The sequence below is a fragment of the Methylobacterium longum genome (genome assembly GCF_022179385.1).
Lineage (GTDB): Bacteria > Pseudomonadota > Alphaproteobacteria > Rhizobiales > Beijerinckiaceae > Methylobacterium > Methylobacterium longum.
This window is the reverse complement of sequence record NZ_BPQS01000008.1, coordinates 145,633-165,432: the sequence shown is the minus strand read 5'-3', so window position 1 is coordinate 165,432 and position 19,800 is coordinate 145,633. Positions and strand designations below refer to the sequence as shown.

The following is a 19,800-nucleotide window of genomic DNA, read 5'->3' as shown; positions in this document are numbered from 1 at the left end:
CTATATGTTGCAGTGCAACAAGAAGTCAAGTGCATGTTTTGCGGCTCCGCTCGAACCGCCGAGGCCCGATAAAATGCCGATGCCAAGCTTCCGTGCAGTCATCGCGGCGTCCGCTCGCCGTCTGACTGCGGGCGAGCAAGCTCTGCCGGTCGTCGGCGACGGCTCGATTGGCATTCCGAGCGGACGCCGGGTTTACAAATTTATTTCCTCCTGTCCAGAGGTGGCGGAAGGATATTGTATTCTGTTCGGCGGCCGTCAGGCCGGCTCGATCTCGGGATGGACCGCGCCCGGCGCATCCCCCGGATGCTGCGGCGCACCAAGAGCGATCCGGGCCAGCCGCTCGTACAGGGATCGCAGGGCCGCGGCGTGCGCGCCGATCGTCATTGGCTCCGCGCGGAAGCGGCGGCGGGCTTCCGCCCCGAGGATGCGGGCACAGGCGTCCTCCCGCAGGGCCGTGAAGGCCTCGGCCAGCGGTGCGACGGCGGGGGCGACCACGAAGCCGGTCTGCCCATGCCGGACCTTCTCGGCGGCGCCGGACCGGTCAGAGGCGACCACCGGGATCCCGGCCGCCAGCGCCTCGTAGACGGTGAGCGGACCGGTCTCGTACCAGCGCGAGGGCGCGGCCAGCGCCCGGGCACGGCTGCGCAGCATCGCCCAGACCGCCTCCGGCGCCTGCCAGCCGACCACCGCCACGCCGGGCCGGGCGCGCAGCTCGGCGTCCAGCGGGCCGGCGCCGATGAACAGGGCCGGGAGACCGGCGGCCCGGGCGGCGTCGGCCACGAGGTCTGCCCCCTTCTCCCGGGTCAGGCGCCCGACATACGCGATCGCGTCGCCGCTGGCGGGCGTCGCCGGTGGCCCCTCCGCGACCCGGACCGGATTGTCGATGCGGTGATGGGTGACGGCATAGCCGCCGAGCAGGTCGCCCAGGAGCCGGCGGCTCGCGTCGCAGACGTGGACGACGTGGAGCGGGTGGCCGCGCAGCGCGTGCCGCAGCGTCGCCGCGCGGGCGACGCGCACGAGCTTGTGGGCGCGGCTGCGCGGGTCGCAGGGCGCCGTGAGGCAGGCCGAGGACAGCGGCGCGAGCCCGCAGGGCTCGGCCCGGTCGAAGCGGTAGTAGACGCCGTTCGGGCAGGCCAGGGCGTAATCGTGCAGGGTGACGACCAGCGGCGCCCCCGCCTTCGACAGGACCGGGAAGACCGCCGGCGACAGGGCTCGGGTCCACTGGTGCAGGTGGATGATGTCCGGCCGCGCCGGCAGCGCGGCGAGGGATGCGGCGAGCCGGCGCGCCGCGGCCGCGTGCCAGATGCCGGCTGCCGCCGCCCGGACGCCGCCCAGCGACCAGATGTCGGGCAGATCGAGCCCGATCCGCCGGATGCCGGCATGGTCGAGCATCGGGTCGGCGGGCCCGGGGATGGCCTGGATGTAGGTCACCGCGACGCCGGCCTCGGCGAGGCCGCGGGCCGATTCGAGCGCCACCTTCTCGGCCCCGCCGCTGGCGGCCGCGAACTCGGCCAGGATGACGACGTGCATGCGGCTTTCCCCGGCGCTCGACGGCGGAAGCATGGGGGATACCGGTTTACGGGGGATCAACCGCCGGCTGTTACTGACTTCGGTCCCGGATCACAGCGGCGGAACCCCTGACGTGCACGTCGTCCTCGTCGCAGACCACGCCGCGATCAACGGCGGCCAGGCCAAGGTCGCCATCGAATCCGCCCTGGGCCTCGCCGCCCGCGGAGCCCGGGTCAGCCTGTTCGCGGCGGTGGGCCCGGTGGATCCGCGGTTGGAAGCCGCCGGCATCCGTGTGGTCTGCCTGGATCAGGACGACGTGACCACGGCGCGCAGCAAGCTGGCCTTCGCCGCCCAGGCGATCTGGAACGGGACGGCGCGCCGGACGCTGGCGCGGGAACTCGCCGCCTGCGATCCGCGGGACACGCTGGTCCACGTCCACGCCTTCGCCAAGGCGCTCTCACCCTCGATCGGCCCGGCGCTCCGGGATGCGGGCCTGCCCTGCCTCTACACGATGCACGAGTTCTTCCTGGTCTGCCCGACCGGCGGCTTCTACGCCTATCCGGAGCAGCGGATCTGCCACCGGCGGCCGATGTCGACCGCCTGCATCGTGGCGAACTGCGACGCGCGCAGCTACCCGCGCAAGGTCGCCCGGATGATCCGCCATGCCGGGCTCGTCCAGGTGGCCCGGCTACCGGAGCTGTTCTCCCACGTCATCACGATCAGCGACCTGCAGGAGGGCGTCGTGCGGCCCCTGATGCCGCCCGGCACCGTGTTCCACCGGGTCGACAATCCGATCGCCGTGGCGGAAGCCCCGGTGCACGACGGGGCGCCGGGCGACTTCCTGTTCGTCGGCCGGATCTCCACCGAGAAGGGCGCGCCGATCTTCGCCGAGGCGGCCCGGCGGGCCGGCGTGCGGGCGGCGTTCGTGGGCGACGGCCCCCAGCGGGACGATCTCGCGGCGCGGTATCCCGAAGCCGCGATGTGCGGCTGGCGCGACGCCGCGGGCGTGCAGGCGCTGATGCGGCAGGCCCGGGCCCTGGTCTTCCCGAGCGTCTGGTACGAGGGCCAGCCGCTCACCGTCTACGAGGCGCTGGCCTGCGGCACGCCGGTGATCGTCAGCGACGCCTGCGCCGGCCGGGAGGCGGTGATCGACGGGGAGACCGGCTTCTGGTTCCGCTCGGGCGATCCGGACGCGCTCGCCGCGCATCTGCGCCGCCTGTCGGACGACGGGCTCGCCACGCGGATGGGCCGGGCGGCCCATGACCGCTACTGGACGGCGCCGCTGAGCCTCGACGCCCATCTCGATCGCCTCGAAGGAGTCTACGAGACCGTGATGCGGGCGGCATCCGCCCGTGGGCACGCGGGTGCGGCGGCGGAGCAGGCGCTCGCCACCGTGTGACGGCCGCCCCGGTTCATCCGTCTCCGCCAGCGGAGCCGATCTTTCCAGCAGGCGACAGATCCCTCGCGGGCATCAAGTCCCTTGGCGCGGCACCGCCCCGGGCGACTGCGCCGCGCCGGTCGTGACGGAGCGGCCCGATCGGCCCGGAAAGATCGGAAACACCCGCCGTCCTTCGCGTTGATGCGCACCGGCACCCTTGCGTGCCCCCGTCACGGACGAGCGACCGACATGGCCGAGGACCAGAAGAAGAACGAGACCCAGCCGGGTTTCCAGCAGGACAGCGCCAAGCCGGGCGATGCGAAGAATCCCGACAACAAGCAGGAGAAGCTCAGCGAGCGCCTGGACGACGCCCTGGAGGAAACCTTCCCGTCGAGCGATCCGGTCTCGGTGAAAATCACGAAGTAGCGTTCGGGGCAGGAGACGCCGGGCGTGCAGCCGCGCTCCGGTGGCTGTTCGGCGCGTCGGGATGGGGCTGTCACCGCCCCCTGTGGGGGAGGGGGCCCGATGGGCGCCCGTCGCGTCAGCAGAGGTCGGGACACGGGCATCCCGCCTCCCGACAGGGCGCGGCGACCTTCACGCAGCGCCGAGCTTCGTCCTGGTCCGTTGTACCCCTCCCTCCCCGCGGAGGGGCGGGAGGGGTGCGAGGGGCGCGATTCCCGGCGCCCCGATCCCTTGACGGATCCCCGTCGTCAGGCGGCTTCGAGCAGGCGGCGGGCGATGACCTGCGCCTGGATCTCGGCCGCACCCTCGAAGATCGAGAGGATGCGGGCGTCGCACAGGATCCGGCTCACCGGATATTCCAGCGCGAAGCCGTTGCCGCCGTGGATTTGCAGGGCGTTGTCGGCCGCCGCCCAGGCCACGCGGGCGCCGAGCAGTTTGGCCATCCCGGCCTCCAGGTCGCAGCGCTTGCCCTCATCCTTCTCGCGGGCCGAGAAGTAGGTGAGCTGGCGGGCGATGTTGATCTCGACCGCCATCATGGCGAGCTTGTCGGCGACCCGCGGGAAGCTGAACAGAGGCTTGCCGAACTGGACCCGCTCCTCGGCGTAGCGCAGGCCCACGTCGAGGGCGGACTGGGCGACACCGATGGCCCGGGCCGCGGTCTGGATGCGGGCCGATTCGAAGGTCTGCATCAGCTGGGCGAAGCCCTTGCCCTCGACCTCGCCGAGTAGGTTGCCGGCCGGCACCGCGAAGCCCTCGAAGGCCAGCTCGTATTCCTTCATGCCGCGGTAGCCGAGCACCTCGATCTCGCCGCCCGACAGGCCCTCGACCGGGAACGGCTCTTCGTCCGTGCCGCGGGGCTTCTCGGCGATCAGCATGGAGAGGCCCTTGTGGCCCTTCTCCTCCGGCTTGGTGCGGACCAGGACCGTCATGATGTCGGCGCGGACCGGGTGGGTGATCCAGGTCTTGTTGCCGGTGATCTTCCAGACGTCGCCCTCCTTGGTGGCGCGGGTGCGCAGGCTGGCGAGGTCGGAGCCGGTGTTCGGCTCGGTGAACACGGCGGTCGGCAGGATGTCGCCCGAGGCGATCTTCGGCAGGAAGCGCTGCTTCTGCTCCTCGGTGCCGCCGCACAGGATCAGCTCCGCGGCGATCTCCGAGCGGGTGCCCAGCGAGCCGACGCCGATATAGGCGCGGGACAGCTCCTCCGAGACCACGCACATGGCGGTCTTCGGCAGGCCCATGCCGCCGTACTCCTCGGGGATCGTCAGGCCGAAGACGCCGAGCTCGGCCATCTTGGTGACGATCTCCATCGGGATGTAGGCGTTCTGCAGGTGCCACGCGTGCGCCTGATCGACCACCTCGGCCTTGCCGAAGCGGCGCATCTCGGAGCGGATCGCCTCCATGTCCTCGTCGAGGCCGGAGGCGCCGACCGTCGCGGCGCCGCCGCCGTCGCGCATCTGCGCCACCAGGGCGGCGCGGTTCTCGACGGTGTTGCCCTCGGCGATCAGGGTCTCCACCGCGTCGGTGCGGTAGGCGGCCACCTCCTTGGCGCTGAGGCCGAGGGAGCCGGTGGGGCGAACCATCTCGCCCTGGCTCATCGGGATGCCGGAGAAGAGCTGGTCGAGATACTCGCCGGCGCCGATCCGGACGAGGAGCGCCTCGGTCTCGCCGAACCGGCCCTCGCCCCGGAGACGCTCGGCATAGCCGCCGAGTTCGTTCACGGCCTCCGCGTAGGTCGCGAGCCACGCGAGGCCGTGGGCGGCGTGCTGCTGCGCCTCGAGCTTGGCCGCATCGATCCGCCCGTCCGTGCCCAGGATCCGCGTCCGCACCCGGCGGGTGGCTTCCGCGACGAGGGCCTTGGCGCTTTCGCCGGCGGACTTGGTCAGGGAGACGAGATCCTGCGGCTCGGACTGGATGGCGGGGGATGCGGACATGGTTCTGACTCGCGTGGCGTCATATTGGATCGTGTCTTCTAACCTGTCCCGGCCCGAGGCCGAAGCAGATTTCATTTGGTCCGCCTTGAACTCAAGTTGAAGACGGCGGCCCTGCCCGCGGCGCGCGTGCCTTCACAGTCGAGGGCGGCGCGTCACGGGGGCGCGTGCCGCACCGGAGACTGAAAAGCCGCGGTCCTGTTCGTGCGGAAGCCGTCCGGCTCAGCGCTTCTGCTCGCAGCGGGTCTTGACGTAAGCGCCGTCCTCGCCCTTGAACCCGGCATTGGCCGCCAGCACCGGTCCCTGGACGAGGCATTCCTGCAGGGTGTGCGCCGGGCCGGTGATCACGTCGATGGCGGTGTCGCGCGAGCAATCCGGAGCCTGGACGGAGGCGGCACAGATCAGGGCGATGACGACGATCGAGTTCATGGTGCCTCCCAGGGGCCCGGCTTCCAGGACGGCGGGCGGCGCTTACCGAAAGATGGACTGCCGGAACTGGTTCCATCGGTGCGACGGCGACCGGTCGGGCGGGCGCGGCGACGCGACGGCGGCGCGGCGCGACCGATGTCACACCAGCGCGGCGAGGTCCGCGCCGGCCTCGATCACCTCCGGCCTCGGCACCCGGTTCTCGCCCAGCAGGTGCAGGAACGCCGTGAAGGCCGGGTTGCGCCCGATGCTGCAGGCGGCCACCGCCCGATCCGCGCGGACGTAGTAGGCGATGAAGTCCAGCGCGGCGGGATCGCCCTGCAGGATGATCCGGTCGAAGCCCGGCGCGTAGCCGCCGTAATCCAGGCGCTTGTCGCCCTGGTTGCTCCAGAAGAACGGCGTGCCGGAGAATGCGTCCGTCGCGCCCAGCATCGCCCGGGCCGCGTGGGTCCCGTGCTGCTGCGCCAGGCGCCAGTGCTCGATCCGGGCGGTGAGCCCGCTGCCGCGCTCGGGGAAGGCCGCGATGTCGCCCGCGACCCAGACGCCCTCGGCGAGCTTCAGGTCGCCCCCCACCGGGAGGCCGCCGTTCTCGTCCGGCTCCACGCCGGCGACGAGCGCGGTCTCCGGCGCGGCGCCGGCGCCGATCAGCACGATGTCGGCCGGCAGCCGCGCCCCGGCCCCGGTCTCCACCGCGGCAACCCGCCCGTCGCCGACGATCCGCGCGACGGTCCCGGTCACGAAGGTCACGCCGTTGCCGGCATGGTAGCGCTTCAGCGCCGCGCCGACGGCCTCGCCGAAGCGCTTGGCGAAGGGCACCGCCTCGCGCGACAGGACCGTCACCGACAGGCCGCGCTTGGTCAGGAAGGCCGCGGCCTCCAGGCCGATGAAGCCCGCCCCGACCACCACAGCGCGCCGGGCCTGCGCCGCCGCGTCGCTGAGCCGCACCGCGTCGTCGAGGCTGCGCAGGGTCATGACCCCCTCGTGATCCCGACCGGCGAAGTCCGGGGCCACCGCGCGGCTGCCCGTGGCGATCAGCAGGGCGTCGCCGGTGAGCACCCGCCCGTCCGCCAGGGTGACGCTCCGGGTCGCCGGATCGATCCGGGTCGCCTCGGCCGCGATCCCCTCGACCCGGTGCGCGGCGCAGAAATCCGGCTCCAGCAGGGTCTCCTCCGCGGGCGTCGGCTTGGCCAGGAACTGCTTGGACAGCTTGGTCCGGTCGTAGGGCGGGCGGGCCTCGCGGCCGACCATGGTGATCGCCCCCGGGAAGCCCTCGCGCCGGAGCGTGGTGACGCAGGCGACCGCCGCCGCGCCGGTGCCGACGATCAGGACCGTCTTGACCGGCGTCTCGGCACGCTTGACCGGGGCGGGCTCGGGGTTCAGCAGCGCCACCGCCTCGCCGCCCTCGATCCGGACGGGATAGCGGGTGAGCGCCTCGAGCGCCGGCGGCTCCTCCAGGCTGCCGTCGGCGAGGGAGAACGCCGCCTTGTGCCAGGGGCAGTAGAGCCGGCCGCCGCAGATCTCGCCCTTGGCCAGCGGCGCCCCGAGATGCGGGCACTTGGCCTGGAAAGCGCGGACGCCGTCCGCGTCGCGCACGAACAGGACCGCGTCGTCGCCGGCCTTGCCCTCGGCCTTGCCGCCGAGGGGGATCGCGTCGAGGGCGAGGCGGATCTCGCGGGGCCTGTCCTGATCCATCCTCGCCTCGCGCGGTGCCGGTCCGGGCTCTCGTGACCCGCGCACCAAACCGCGAGGCCGCGAAGGGTTTCCGGGCCTTCGGTCGCAGGGCCGGCCGCTCGCCGCCGCTCATCCCCGGCTGGCCACCGCGACACCCAGGGTGGCGAGGGCCATCCCGGCGCCCTGCAGGGGCGTCAGCACCTCGCCGAACAGCAGGAAGCCGAGGAGGGCGGCAACCGGCGGAACCAGGAAGAACAGGGCGGCGACGCCCGCCACCGCGCCGCGCCGGATCAGCGCCAGCAGCAGCAGGATCCCCGCCACCGAATTGACCAGCACCGCCCAGGCGAGGCCGAGCCACAGGGCCGGCGCCGGGTCGATCGCCGCGCTGCCGAAGACGAGCGCCAGGGGGATTGCGCAGGCCATGCCGCCGACGAACTGGAGCGTCGCCCCGGCCAGCAGGTCGACCCGGCCGCCGGTGCGCTTCTGCCAGAGGGTGCCGAAGGTCAGGGCCAGGACCGCCACGAAGCTCACCGCGAGCGCCTGAGGCGGGATCCCCGACGGGTCCGTGGCGCCGAGCTTCGGGGCCAGCACGAGGCCGGCGCCGGCGAAGCCCATCAGGATGCCGAGCGCCCGGCGGCCGCTGACGCGCTCGCCCAGCAGCGGTTGCGCCAGGAGGGCGGTGAGCAGCGGCTGCAGGCTGCCGACGAGGGCCGCGATGCCGGCCGGGAGACCGTGGCTCACCGCCCAGAAGGTGCTCGACAGGTAGACGCCCTGCATCAGGAAGCCGGCGATGACCGGATCGCGCCAGCCGGCCCGGTCGGCGGGCCACCGGACGCGGGACGCGGCCGCGATCCCGGCCAGGACCAGGGCGACGGCGGTGAAGCGGACCGCCGTGAACGCGAAGGGGTCGGCATGCGGCACCACGGCCCGCGCCGAGATGAAGCCGGTCGCCCAGATCGGGACGAACAGGGCCGGGAGGGCGCTGGCCGTGAGCGTCGAGGAGCGTGCGGGGTTCGGCATGGCGGGATCTAAGGGGCATCGGGCCGGTGAGTCGCAACGCCGATTCAGCCCTTCGGCGCCCGCGCTCCCCGCGCGCGCGGTCGGCGTGGCGCGCGTGCGTCACCGGCGGGCGTTCGGGACCGGATCGGGCCGGCGGCGTTGACGGGCGGGGCCCGGCACCGTTCATCGGCGGGCCGCTCCGCCCGGGGATCGTGTGCTTGAGGATCGTTGAACGCCCGTGAATCCCATCCGCAGTGGATCCCAGGTCGCGGGCCTCGCCGCGCAGCGCTTCGTCTCCCACGACGGCTGGGCGATCGCGAGCCACATCGCGCTCTCGACCCTGACATCGCTGTTCCCGTTCCTGATCCTCCTCGCGGCGCTCGCCGGCCTGTTCGGCACGCAGTCGCTCGCCGACGAGGCCGGGGTGCTGATCTTCGACGCGTGGCCGCGGGAGATCGCCAAGCCGATCGTCGGCGAGGTGCACCGGGTTCTCACCGAGCAGCGCAGCGGCGTGCTGACCCTGGGCGCGCTGTTCGCCCTGTACTTCTCGTCCTCGGGAGTCGAGAGCCTGCGGGTCGGGCTGAACCGGGCCTACGGCCTGCGGGAGAGCCGGCCGTGGTGGCTGACCCGGCTCGAATCGATCGGCTACGTGATCTGCGGCGCCTTCGCGATGCTGGCCTTCGCACTGCTCGTGGTGCTGGGACCGCTGATCTGGCGCAACGTCGTCCTGGTGGCGCCGGGGCTGGAGCCCCTCGGCCTCGCGGTGGCGATCGGCCGGATCGGCGTCACCGCCCTGCTGCTCGCCGTGATCCTGGTGATCGCCCACAAGTTCGTCGCGACCGGGCGCCGCTCGATCCTGTCGGTGCTGCCGGGGATCGCGGTGACGCTGGTCCTGTGGTTCTTCGCGGGCCTCGGCTTCGGCTACTACCTCGACCGGTTCTCGAACGCCTACGCGTCGACCTACGGGGGTCTGGCGACCGCGATGGTGTTCCTGGTGTTCCTCTACTGGCTCGCCGCCATGTTCCTGTTCGGCGGCGAGATCAACGGGACGGTGATCGCCGCCCGCCGCAGCCGCCTGCAGGCGAAGATGCTGGCCCGCCGGGCCGAGATGGAGGGACGATGGACGACATCGAGCACCTGAGGGTGCGGGCGAACGGCGCGGACCTGCACGTGGCGCGCTGCGGCGCGGGGCCGCCGCTGCTGCTGCTCCACGGATGGCCGGAATTCTGGCTGACCTGGGAGCCGGTCATGACGCGGCTGGCGGCCCGCCACACGGTGATCGCCCCGGATCTGCGCGGCTTCGGCGACAGCGACAAGCCGGACGACGCCTTCGGGGCGGCGGATCACGCCGCCGACATGGCGGCCCTGCTGGAGGCCCTCGGGATCGACCGCGCGGGCATCGTCGGCCACGATGTCGGCGGTGCGGTGATCCAGGCCCTCGCGCGGTCCCATCCGGAGCGCTGCGCCGGCCTGTTCCTGTTCGACTTCGTCTATCCGGGGATCGGCGCCCGCCTCGGGGCGCCGGACCGGCTCACCGAGATCTGGTACCAATCCTTCAACCAGATGGATCTGGCGATGACGCTGGCCGGCGCCGGCCGGGCGAGCTGCGCCGCCTATATCGGCCACTTCCTGCGGCACTGGTCGCACCGGAAGGACGCGTTCGATCCCGTGCTGGACGCCTTCGTGGACACCTTCCTGAAACCCGGAAACCTCGCGGGCGGCTTCGCCTATTACCGGGCGGCCCATGCCGGCCGGGTGGCCATGCTCAAGGGCGAAGCTCCACCCCTGCCGCCGATCGGCGTGCCGACCTGCGTGCGCTGGGCCGAGCACGATCCGATCTTCCCCTCCGCCTGGACGGACCGCCTGGGCGAGACCTTCTCGGATCTCGATCTGGCGCTGTTCCCGGGGGTGGGGCATTTCCCCCACCGGGAGGATCCCCACCGGGCCGCGGAGGAGATCGCGGGGTTCTTCGCGCGGATCGGGTGGGTGTGAGCCGTCGCGTCCCGGGGGGGGCGCGGCGGGCTCCCTTTCCCGTCCGGAGAGGGGACCCCGCACCGTCGTGAAGCGCAGCGCGCTCCGCGGCGACGCGTCCTCACGCCGCCAGCGCCAGCCCGTCGTCCTCGTCGGCCTGGGCGGCCATGAACTGGGCCCGGGCGAGGTCCGCGAAGCGGCCGTCCTGCGCGACCAGCTCGTCGAAGGTGCCGGCCTCGACGATCCGGCCCTCGTGGAACACCAGGATGCGGTCGGCGTCGCGGATCGTCGCCAGGCGGTGGGCGATCACGAAGGTGGTGCGCCCCTCCATCACGGTTTCCAGCGCGCCCTGGAGCTTGCGCTCGGTGGCCGCGTCCAGCGCCGAGGTCGCCTCGTCGAGGATCAGGATCGGCGGGTTCTTCAGGAGCGCCCGGGCGATCGAGAGCCGCTGGCGCTCACCGCCGGACAGCGAGCGGCCGCGCTCGCCGATCACCGTGTCGAGTCCGTCGGCCTGGCGCGCCATGAAGGCGCTGGCCTGGGCCCGCTCCAGGGCGTCGAGCATCTCGGCATCCGTGGCGTCGGGGCAGCCGACCTGCAGGTTCTCGCGGATCGAGCGGGCGAACAGCATCGGCTCCTGGAACACCACGCCGATGTTGTGGCGCAGGGAGGCGAGGCCGACGTCGCGGATATCCATCCCGTCGATGCGGATCGCGCCGGCGGCCGGGTCGAAGCTGCGGTGCAGGAGGCCGAGCGTCGTCGACTTGCCCGAGCCGGTGGTGCCGACCAGGGCGATCGTCTCGCCGGGACGGGCCGAGAACGAGACGCCGTCCAGCGCCTGGCGCCGTCCGTCGTACGAGAAGGCGACGTCCTCGAAGGTGACCTTGCCCTCGAACCGCGCCACCTGCCGGGCGTGCGGCCGGTCGGCCACCGCCGGAACGGTGTCGTAGATCTCGAAGAACTCGGCGATCTTCGGCGCCTGCTGGAACAGGCCGTTCACGAAGCCGACCACGTGGTCGAGCCGGGCCACGAAGGCGGTGGCGAGGCTCATGAAGGCCACGACCTCGCCCACCGTGGTGCTGCCGGCCTGGTAGAGCCAGATGCCGGTGACGAAGATCGCCGTCATCGTGATGGTCGCCGAGGCGCGGGTCGCCACGTTGGCCAGCGCCCACCAGGACAGGACCGGGATCTGCGCGGCGAGCAGGTTGGTGATGATGCCGCGCATCGCCTCCTTCTCGGCCTTGGCGCGGGTGAACGACTGGATCACCGCGACGTTGCCGAGCGCGTCGGACGCGTGGGCGGCCAGGCCGGAATTGAATTCCTCGACCTGCCCCTGGAGCGCCTCGGTCCGGCGCATCACGAAGGTGGTGAGCGCCGTGAAGGCCAGCACCAGCACCACCAGGATCGAGCCGAGCTGCCAGTTGATGAGCAGGGTCATCGGCAGGAGCACGCCCAGCGACACCAGGGCGACGAGGTGGTCGCGGAAGAAGCCGAGCCACAGCCACGCCATGCCGTTGGTGCCCTCCAGCATCGCCTTCAGGACGCGGCCGGAATGGTTGGCCGAGTGGAAGGCGAGCGGCAGGTCGAGGACGTGCTCGAAGTAGCTCGCCATCGACGACAGGCGGTTGCGGTGGGCGAGCCGGTCGGCGTGGAGCGCGATGAACACGCCCGCCGCGATGGTGAAGAAGCCGAACGCCACCCAGGCGGCGAGCAGGGGCAGCATGGTGCCCATGGCGTCACCGCCGCGCTTGAGATGGGTCAGCTGGTCGATGATCCGGCCCATCAGCAGGGGCTCGGCGAAGGCCGCGACCGCCAGAACGACGTTGGTTGCGGCCAAGCCTATGGCCAGCCGCCGCTCCGCCTTCAGGAAACCCAGGACCCGCCCGTACAGACGAACCATCGTACCGCTCCGCCACCCCTGGCGCGGCCCGTGTGACCCGGGTCTCGCGCCTTGTTCGAAGGGCACGCGACCGGCTTCGGCGCCGGGTCAAACCCTTCATGGGGAAGGGCTATGCCAGTTCCCGCCTGAACGCGCGATGACGGAGCGATACAGGTTCGAAACAATCGCCTTTACGGTTCGTTCAGCGAAACGCCCTAGGGTGGCGCGCCGGCCGCGCGTCACGGTCGCGCGCGCGGTCCCGCCGTGTCCGGGAAAACCCGCCGGGTCATCGTCCTATGGGTCCCGCGGCCGGTGTCGGGCTGGTCGGCGGCGACCGCGCCCCGGCCTGGGGCAGGATCGGCACGATCCTCGGCACGGTGACGATGTCCGCCGACAGGTCCGATCCCGCGAAGCCCGGCCCCGCCATGGCGACCGCGCGCCTGGCCCCGCTCTACGGGGCGCTCATCGCCAACCTCGTGCGCCTGCCGATCGCCGACAAGCTGCAGGTGAAGCTGGAGGCGGCGGACGTCGCCCGCCCGCGCATCATCGACGGCATCCTGACGATCCGCGACCCGAGGAGTCCGACTCGATCGGCGAAATGCGCGTCGCCTACCTGCCCCGCGACCGGCGCGAAGGGGCTGCCGTAGGAGGCGGCGCTACCTGGCGGTGAGGAGCGCCCAGTAAACCTTGTACTTGGAGCCCGGCGCGTAGGCGGTGGCGATGCCCATCTTGGTCGCCCGCGGCGCCAGCATGGTGGCGTCGTGCGGCGCGCTCTCGCGCCAGCCTGAGAACGCCTCGGCCAGGGTGTGGTAGCCCGCCGACAGGTTGGCGTTCACGTCCGCGTAGCCGAGCCGCTCCACCGCGCCCTTGACGGTCTGGGCCCGGCTCGGCCGGTCGGCCAGCGCCATGGCGGCGGCCTCGGTCTCGGCCAGCCGCTGCAGCTCGGGATCGACCGTCAGCGGCGGCGCGCCGCGGTTGCGGCGATAGGACGAGATCATGTCGCGGGCCGCCTCCACGTCGATGTGGGCGGTGTTGCTGGCCAGCGGCAGGTAGATGCTCGGCAACGCGGCGCTGCTGGGCGCCTGGGCGGCGCAGCCGCCGAGCCCCGCCGCCGCCATCAGCGCGGCCGGGACGAGCGTCCGGACCCTGATCCGGCCGGGCCCGCGCCCCGCATGTCGACCGTCCCGATCGCGTCTCGTCACGACTTACCCATCCCTGCGACGGCCCTGCCGCCCCGTCGGCATATAGGCGCTGCCGGGCGGCCGCGCATCGGTCCGTTAGGGCTTCCTCAAAGGCCTTCCGTCTAAATCTGTACGCTGATGACGACCGAGTGCGCCCTGACCCCGGTGGAAACGCCCCGCGACCGACCGGTCGGCGGCCTTGCCGACCTGTCGGCCGCCGTCGAGGCGGCTCCCGAAGCCGTCGCGGATCACGCCCTGCAGCGGGTGGTCCTCCACCAGCAGGCCGGCCTCCTGGTGCAGCAGGAGCGCGCCCTGGCGGCCGCCGGCATGGGCCTGTGGTCCTGCTGCCTGCGCGCGGGCGCCCTCGACTGGTCCGGGGGCGTACACGACCTGTTCGGCATCCCGCGGGGCACGACGCTGCACCGACCCCGGGTCCTGGAACTCTACGAGCCGGCCTCGCGGCGCCTGCTGGAGACGATCCGGCACCGGGCGATCGCCCGGAGCGGCGCCTTCGTGCTCGACGCCGAAATCCATGCCGGAGGCCGGCCGCGCTGGATCCGGATCCGCGCCGCGGTCGAAACCGCGGACGGGCGCCCCACCCGCCTCTTCGGAACCAAGCAGGACATCACCGAGGAGATCGCCCGGCTGGCCGAGCTGAGCCGGCGCGCCGAGCGGGACCCGCTCACCGGTCTGGCGAACCGCCGCGGCTTCGAGGCACAGTTCGAGGCGCGATTCGACGCGAGGGCGCCCGGCTCCGGCCCGGATCCCTTCGGCGCCCTGCTGCTGATCGACCTCGACGGGTTCAAGCCGGTCAACGACCGCCACGGCCACGCGGCCGGCGACCTGTGCCTCCGGCGCTCGGCCGCGCGGCTGGCCGCCGTCTGCCGGGACGCGGCGCTCGTCGCCCGCATCGGCGGCGACGAGTTCGCCGTGCTCCTGCGGGCGCCGGTCGACCCGCCCGCGCTGGTGGAGCGCGGCCGCCGCATCGTCGCCGCCCTGAGCCGGCCGATCCCGTATCGCGGCGACGGGCTGCGGATCGGCGCCTCCGTGGGGATCGCCGTGGGGACCACCCCGGGCGGCCGCGCCCGGCTGTTCGGCCGGGCGGACGCGGCGCTCTACGCCGCCAAGGATGCGGGCGGGAACACCGTCCGGATCGTTCTCGGCGGCGGCCGGTCAGGCGCCGGCGCTGCGGAGGCCGCGGTCGCGCTGGGGCCGGGCTGATTCGCCGCCCTCGGGAGCCGGGGCCGGCTGGATGAAGCGGCTGGCGATCTCGCCCATGGCACTCTGCATCGTGTCGAGGCCCTGCACGGTGACGATGCTGGAGCCGGGCCCGAGGGGCGGGATGAACCCCGCCCCCGAGAGGGTCGCGAACACGGAGAAGTTCAGGTCGGTCACCACCTTCTGGCCGAGGCTCACGTCGACGATCCAGACGAGCAGCTCGAATTCCAGGAACGGGTCGCCGATCTTCTTGAACACGACCCGGGGCGGGGGCTCCTTCAGGATGTCGGAATGATTCTGCGCGCAGGCCGTGATCATCTCGGCGGCGCGCACCGGGTCTTGGTTGCGCAGGACGCTGACCGTGATGCTGACGCGCCCGGTTCGGTCGCCCCGCACCCGGTTCTTCACCACCCCGGAGATCAGGTTCGAGTTCGGCACGATCACGGCCGAGCGGTCGAAGGTCTGGATCTCGGTGGAGCGGACCGAGATCCGCTTCACGATGCCCTCGGAATCGCCGATCACCACCTGGTCGCCGACCCGGATCGGCCGCTCCCACAGGAGCAGCAGGCCGGAGACGAAGTTGTTGACGATCGATTGCAGACCGAAACCGATACCCACCGACAGGGCGCCGGCCACGATGGTGAGCTTCTCCAGGCTCAGGCCGAGATACGAGAAGGCCAGCGCCAGCGCGATCAGGAAGCCGCAATAGCCCGCCACCGTGGTGATGGAGTTGCGCAGGCCCGCGTCGAGGTCGGTGGCCGGCAGGTAGGTGTTCTCCAGCCAGCGCTGCACCCCGCGGGTGATGAACACCCCGAGCACCAGGATGCCGATACCCAGCGCGATGCTCGAGAGCGAGATCGTGACGTCGCCGACCTTGAAGCCGAAGAAGGCCTGCCGGACCGACGAGACGATGTCGGTGGAGTCGAGGCCCCAGGGCGCCAGCACGAGGACCGCGGCCGCGAGGAACAGGACGAGCCGGGTCGCGCCGGTCGCGAGCACCGAGATCTGGTTGAGCGAGCGCTTGCGCAGGCCGGTATTGGCCTGGAGCGTCGTGGCGAGCCGGGTCTCGTCGCTGAGCGCGCGGCCGACGAAGATGTCGACGCTCTGGACCAGCAGGTAGAGCAGCACGAGGACGCTGGCGTCCCAGATCAGCTGGTCGATCAGGAAGGCCGCGAAGGCCACGTAACCCACCAGCGCGCCGAGCCCGATCAGCGCCACCGCGGCCCAGCCGAGCAGCCGCGCCGGCCCGCCGACGCCCGTGGTGGTCTTGGTCGGCACGTAGGGGCCGAAGCAGGCCTCCTCTTCCTGCTCGGTGTCGGCGAACCGGTGGAGGCCAACCGCCAGGATCAGGGCGGTCGCCACCGCGCCGAGGCCCCGCGTGGCGATGGAGATCGGCAGGGCCGCCGAGATCCCGGAATTCAGGGCCTCCACGGACTTCACCACGGTGATCACCGTGGCGATGCCGACCGCGAGCCGGGTCAGGCGCGTGGCCGCCGCGTCGCTCACGGGCGCGGGACGCCAAGCGGGCTTCTCGGTGCTGAGCAGCCCGTCGCACAGGGCCTCCACGAAGGCGATGAAGGCGAGTCCGCCGAGGATCGCGGCGGCCACGGGCAGGAGCCGGGACGGCAGGAGGTTGGTGGCGTCCAGCGCGTAGTAGACCGCGTAGGACCCGGCCACCGCCGGGACGGTGCCGAGCAGGATCACCCGCCAGGCGGCGAGCATCATGGCCCGCCGCGACGGATCGGTCTTGGCGGCGTCCCGGCGGGCGCCCCGGGGGGCGATGTTGCGGCGGCCGAAATACAGCGCGATCGAGATCCCGAAGGCGAGGCCCAGGATCAGCAGGTTGCCGATGCTGCCGTTGCGGGAGAACAGCAGGCCGATATCCGACACGGCGCTCTGCAGGGCGCGCGTATCCCGGGGCACGTCGCCCATAACCTTGGTCCAGAGGCCCGGGCCGACCAGGGGCTGGGAACGCTGGAACAGGTCGCGGGTGAAGGATTCGCGGCGCCGGTTCGAGACCCGGTCGACGATCTGGTCGCCCTGGACCACCAGGGAGCGGGCGAGGCGCTGGGTCTCGTCGATGCGGGTGACGGCGGCCTCGCGCTCCACGCGTTGCTCGGCGACGTCGGCGCTCTCCTGCGTGTCCTTCGGCTTCGGACCGAGCTGGGTGAGCCGCTCGCGCGCGGCCTCCAGGGGCGCGTCGAGCCGGGTGACCAGGCTGCGGATCTCGTCGGTCTCCGTGACGGCGCTGTCGCGGATGGCCGTGAGGTCGGCCACCGTCAGGTCCGTATGCCCCAGCTGCTTCTCGCGGGCGTCGAGCTCGGCCTTGGCGGCCTCGAGCTTGGCCCGGACCGCCTTGAACTGCTCGGGGACCTCGGCTTGCGCCGGGGCGGGCTTGGCGTTCGCGGGCTTGGCCTCTGCGGGCTTGGCCTCTGCGGGCTTGGCCTCGGCAGACTTGGCCTCGGCAGACTTGGCCTCGGCAGACTTGGCCTCGGCAGACTTGGCCTCGACAGACTTGGCGTCGACAGACTTGGCGTCAGCCGGCTTCGTGTCCGCGGGCCTCCCGGTGGGCGCCTGGACGTCAGACTGGTCGTGAGACTGGGCCGGAGACTGGGTTTGCGCCTGAGGCTGTGCCTGGGCAAGGGCCGGCACGGGCGCGGCCGCCGGGGCTCCGAGCACGAGGGCCGCGAGAACCGGCAGGATCAGCGACGGGCGCGGGCAGATCCGCGCTGGCGGACGGGTCATGGGCAACCTCTCGTCGGGTGCGCCGGACGCGCGGTCGCAGGCCGGCATCGGCGAATCGGCGGCGATAGGGGACCGGGGCGGGCCTCCTGGCGGCCGGGTGCTCTGGGCGAGCTTTGGGGCGAAACAGTGCTCCTGCCGACGCTTCCGCGGATTCGGGATCGGCGGCCGGCCTGTGGGTGCGTCCCTGGAGCCCGGCGGGAATAGCTTCACAAGGGTGTCACGCTAGGATTAGATGAACACCTGATGGACAGGGCCTTTTCGTCATTACGCGAAAGGGCACGGCCGGTCACAGTGCCGGCCCGGCCCGGCCGCGTTCCGGATACGACTGCCCCGACCGGCGCCCCCGCGCGCCGGCCCGCCGCCCTGTTGCTCCCGTCGTCTCTCCCGCCAAGCCAGCGCTCCGCGCACCTCTCCGTCCTGCCCCGGCCCTCGGCCGGTCCGGGCGGGCCGGTGACGCGCGGGCGTGGTCCCGCGCGTTATCCGCGTCAGAGTCAGTCCGAAGAGTCGCGCCGATGATGGATCTCCAAACCCTCGTCCTCAACGCGGATTACCGGCCGCTCTCGTACAATCCGCTCTCCCTCTGGTCTTGGAAGGACGCGTTCACGGCCCTGTTCCTCGACCGCGTGACCCTGGTGGCGAGCTACGACGTCGAGGCGCGCTCCCCGTCCCGCTCGCTCCGGGTGCCGAGCGTGGTGGCGCTGAAGAACTACGTGGCGCTGGCCCGCAGCCCAGCCTTCACCCGCTACAACATCTACCTGCGCGACGGCTTCAGCTGCCAGTATTGCGGCCTGCGCCTGCCCTCGGGCGGCCTGACCTTCGACCACGTGGTGCCGCGCTCCCGGGGCGGGCTGTCGAGCTGGGAGAACGTCGTGGCGGCCTGCTCGCCCTGCAACCTGCGCAAGGCCAACCGCACCCCCGACGAGGCCGACATGCCGCTGATGAACGCGCCCCGGCGGCCGACGCGCTACGAGCTGCACCACCGGCAGCCCGAGTTCGACCACCGCCAGTACCACCACACCTGGCTCGACTACCTGTACTGGGACAGCGAGCTGGAGAGCTGAGGACGCGCCCTCACCACGCCGGGCCCCGCCGTGGCGGCTCGTTGTACATCGGGACGTTGTGGTTGCGCGGCAGGTAGTCCCGGATGAGCACCGGCGGCGGGACGGCCGGAACGGGGCGCACGTGGATCCGGTGCCGGACGATGCGCGGCCGGTGCCGGGCCGCGGATGGCTCCGGCGCCAGGACGAGCCCGGCGAGCAGGAGAGGTGCGGCAAGCCGGAGGAAGCGGTGGATTTGCATGGTCAGGCTCCGCCGACGCGCGGCACGGACGCAGCCGCCGTCCGGGGCGTCGCCGGCCCGGCCCGAGGCGGTGCGCTTCAACGAAGGGACGCGACCCGCGATCGTCGACCGCGGGCCCGGTCTCAGAACTTGACGGCGGCGCCGGCGCGGACGGTGTTCAGGTTGACCTTGTGGCCGTCGAAATCGTTGAACAGGACGTACTGGTACTCGGCGCGGAGCAGGATGTTGGGCGTGATCGCGTATTCGATGCCGGCCCCTCCCGCCACGCCGGCGACGACCTTGGTCTTCGACTGCGTCTGGAGCGCGGTGAAGGCCGTTCCGCTGTAGGGCGCGCCCGGGTTGAAGCTCGCGTAGCCGAAATTGTTGACGTAGGTCGGCGTGCCGGACAGGTTCGCGTTGTAGGCGGTCAGGTTGAACCCGTAATTCTGGTAGCTCGTCGCATCGGCGATGCGTGCCCGTCCGATCGCCACGCCGCCGGTCACGTAAGGCAGGAAATTGCCCAGGGCGTAGCCGACCCGCGCACGCACGCTGCCGTAGTCGTTGACCCGCGTGGCCGTGGATCCGTACAGGTTCACGACTTCGTACATGCCCGCGGCCGAGATCTGGCTGCGCGCGAGTCCGTCGTTCGACACGCCCATCCGGCCGAAATGGGTGTAGTCGGCCTCGATGCCGAAAACGAAATCGTCGAACTGGACATTGTAGCCCGCGAAGGCGCCGAAGCTCATGTCGCCGACGCGCCGCGATGGCGGGCTGAGCAGGGTCGAGGCGCTGAAGTCGGACTCGCCCGTCGTGTTGTGCGAATCCCGGTAGATCAGCGGCTGCAGCGCGCCCTTGCTGCCCAGGGCCGCTGAGGTGTAGCCGCCATGGCCGCCGACATACACGCCGCTCCAGTCGATCACCGGCGCCGGGATCGGGTCGTAATCGGCGCCGCGCAGGTAATCGTAGTCCAGATCGGCGGACCGGGCCGTGTTCACGCCGAAGAGGCCGAGAACTGCCAGGAACGGAAGGGTGACGGTACGCATCGGGATCGTCCTGGCAGTACGGAGCGGACGGCGGATCAAGCCTCAGTACCGGGATAGACCAGTAACCTTAATCGTCCGTTGCTAGGGCGTGTTTTCTTCTTTCCAGCGAGATCAT

General features: G+C 71.9%; 16 protein-coding genes and 1 pseudogene. 7 read left to right on the top strand and 10 right to left on the bottom strand.

Annotated features, from left to right (window positions below):
- Positions 1–255: 255 nt before the first annotated feature.
- Positions 256–1,530 carry a glycosyltransferase gene (locus tag MFF58_RS10275; protein WP_238287052.1) on the bottom strand — a complete coding sequence of 425 codons (1,275 nt, stop codon included), beginning with the start codon at positions 1,528–1,530 and terminating at the stop codon, positions 256–258.
- Positions 1,531–1,642: 112 nt separating this feature from the next.
- Here MFF58_RS10275 and MFF58_RS10270 point away from each other — a divergent pair, with 112 nt between their 5' ends.
- On the top strand, positions 1,643–2,908 hold the full coding sequence (locus tag MFF58_RS10270; RefSeq protein ID WP_238287051.1) for a glycosyltransferase family 4 protein: 1,266 nt from the start codon (positions 1,643–1,645) through the stop codon (positions 2,906–2,908).
- A gap of 228 nt (positions 2,909–3,136) precedes the next feature.
- Complete coding sequence (locus MFF58_RS10265; protein ID WP_238287050.1) at positions 3,137–3,313, top strand: hypothetical protein; 177 nt, start codon at positions 3,137–3,139, stop codon at positions 3,311–3,313.
- A gap of 284 nt (positions 3,314–3,597) precedes the next feature.
- Here MFF58_RS10265 and MFF58_RS10260 read toward each other — a convergent pair whose 3' ends face one another.
- The 4 genes from MFF58_RS10260 to MFF58_RS10245 all read right to left on the bottom strand — a co-directional run bounded on the left by MFF58_RS10260 (position 3,598) and on the right by MFF58_RS10245 (position 8,394).
- On the bottom strand, positions 3,598–5,280 hold the full coding sequence (locus tag MFF58_RS10260; protein WP_238287049.1) for an acyl-CoA dehydrogenase family protein: 1,683 nt from the start codon (positions 5,278–5,280) through the stop codon (positions 3,598–3,600).
- 219 nt (positions 5,281–5,499) lie between these two features.
- Positions 5,500–5,706 carry a hypothetical protein gene (locus tag MFF58_RS10255; RefSeq protein ID WP_238287048.1) on the bottom strand — a complete coding sequence of 69 codons (207 nt, stop codon included), beginning with the start codon at positions 5,704–5,706 and terminating at the stop codon, positions 5,500–5,502.
- 138 nt (positions 5,707–5,844) lie between these two features.
- Positions 5,845–7,395, bottom strand: coding sequence for an FAD-dependent oxidoreductase (locus MFF58_RS10250; RefSeq protein WP_238287047.1), 1,551 nt, complete (start codon positions 7,393–7,395; stop codon positions 5,845–5,847).
- Positions 7,396–7,503: 108 nt separating this feature from the next.
- Complete coding sequence (locus MFF58_RS10245; protein WP_238287046.1) at positions 7,504–8,394, bottom strand: DMT family transporter; 891 nt, start codon at positions 8,392–8,394, stop codon at positions 7,504–7,506.
- A gap of 217 nt (positions 8,395–8,611) precedes the next feature.
- Here MFF58_RS10245 and MFF58_RS10240 point away from each other — a divergent pair, with 217 nt between their 5' ends.
- On the top strand, positions 8,612–9,514 hold the full coding sequence (locus tag MFF58_RS10240) for a YihY/virulence factor BrkB family protein (RefSeq protein ID WP_238287045.1): 903 nt from the start codon (positions 8,612–8,614) through the stop codon (positions 9,512–9,514).
- Positions 9,493–10,365, top strand: a complete 873-nt coding sequence (locus MFF58_RS10235; RefSeq protein WP_238287043.1) for an alpha/beta fold hydrolase — start codon at positions 9,493–9,495, stop codon at positions 10,363–10,365. Before MFF58_RS10240 ends, MFF58_RS10235 begins: the two co-directional genes overlap by 22 nt.
- A gap of 100 nt (positions 10,366–10,465) precedes the next feature.
- Here MFF58_RS10235 and MFF58_RS10230 read toward each other — a convergent pair whose 3' ends face one another.
- Positions 10,466–12,241: a glucan ABC transporter ATP-binding protein/ permease gene (locus MFF58_RS10230; protein ID WP_238287041.1), complete on the bottom strand. Its 1,776-nt coding sequence runs from the start codon at positions 12,239–12,241 to the stop codon at positions 10,466–10,468.
- Positions 12,242–12,549: 308 nt separating this feature from the next.
- Here MFF58_RS10230 and MFF58_RS10225 point away from each other — a divergent pair.
- Positions 12,550–12,890 (top strand): annotated as a pseudogene (locus tag MFF58_RS10225) (MotA/TolQ/ExbB proton channel family protein); the annotation flags it as partial.
- Here MFF58_RS10225 and MFF58_RS10220 read toward each other — a convergent pair.
- A complete protein-coding gene (locus MFF58_RS10220; protein WP_238287152.1) occupies positions 12,877–13,338 on the bottom strand; it encodes a CAP domain-containing protein in 462 nt (153 codons plus the stop codon). The pseudogene MFF58_RS10225 and the gene MFF58_RS10220 sit on opposite strands and share 14 nt — an antisense overlap.
- Positions 13,339–13,539: 201 nt before the next feature.
- On the opposite strand from MFF58_RS10220, the gene MFF58_RS10215 reads away from it, so the two are divergent.
- Positions 13,540–14,622: a sensor domain-containing diguanylate cyclase gene (locus MFF58_RS10215; RefSeq protein ID WP_238287040.1), complete on the top strand. Its 1,083-nt coding sequence runs from the start codon at positions 13,540–13,542 to the stop codon at positions 14,620–14,622.
- On the opposite strand, the gene MFF58_RS10210 is transcribed toward MFF58_RS10215, so the two are convergent.
- Positions 14,575–17,364: a DUF3772 domain-containing protein gene (locus tag MFF58_RS10210; RefSeq protein ID WP_238287038.1), complete on the bottom strand. Its 2,790-nt coding sequence runs from the start codon at positions 17,362–17,364 to the stop codon at positions 14,575–14,577. The genes MFF58_RS10215 and MFF58_RS10210 overlap by 48 nt on opposite strands.
- A 512-nt stretch (positions 17,365–17,876) precedes the next feature.
- Here MFF58_RS10210 and MFF58_RS10205 point away from each other — a divergent pair.
- Positions 17,877–18,425 (top strand): HNH endonuclease, encoded by a 549-nt coding sequence (locus MFF58_RS10205; RefSeq protein WP_160536565.1) that lies wholly within the window; start codon positions 17,877–17,879, stop codon positions 18,423–18,425.
- 10 nt (positions 18,426–18,435) lie between these two features.
- On the opposite strand, the gene MFF58_RS10200 is transcribed toward MFF58_RS10205, so the two are convergent.
- The gene (locus MFF58_RS10200; protein WP_238287037.1) at positions 18,436–18,663 is read right to left on the bottom strand and encodes a hypothetical protein; all 228 of its coding nucleotides are present in this window, start codon (positions 18,661–18,663) and stop codon (positions 18,436–18,438) included.
- A gap of 122 nt (positions 18,664–18,785) precedes the next feature.
- The gene (locus MFF58_RS10195) at positions 18,786–19,685 is read right to left on the bottom strand and encodes an outer membrane protein (RefSeq protein WP_238287036.1); all 900 of its coding nucleotides are present in this window, start codon (positions 19,683–19,685) and stop codon (positions 18,786–18,788) included.
- Between the last annotated feature and the right edge of the window lie 115 nt (positions 19,686–19,800).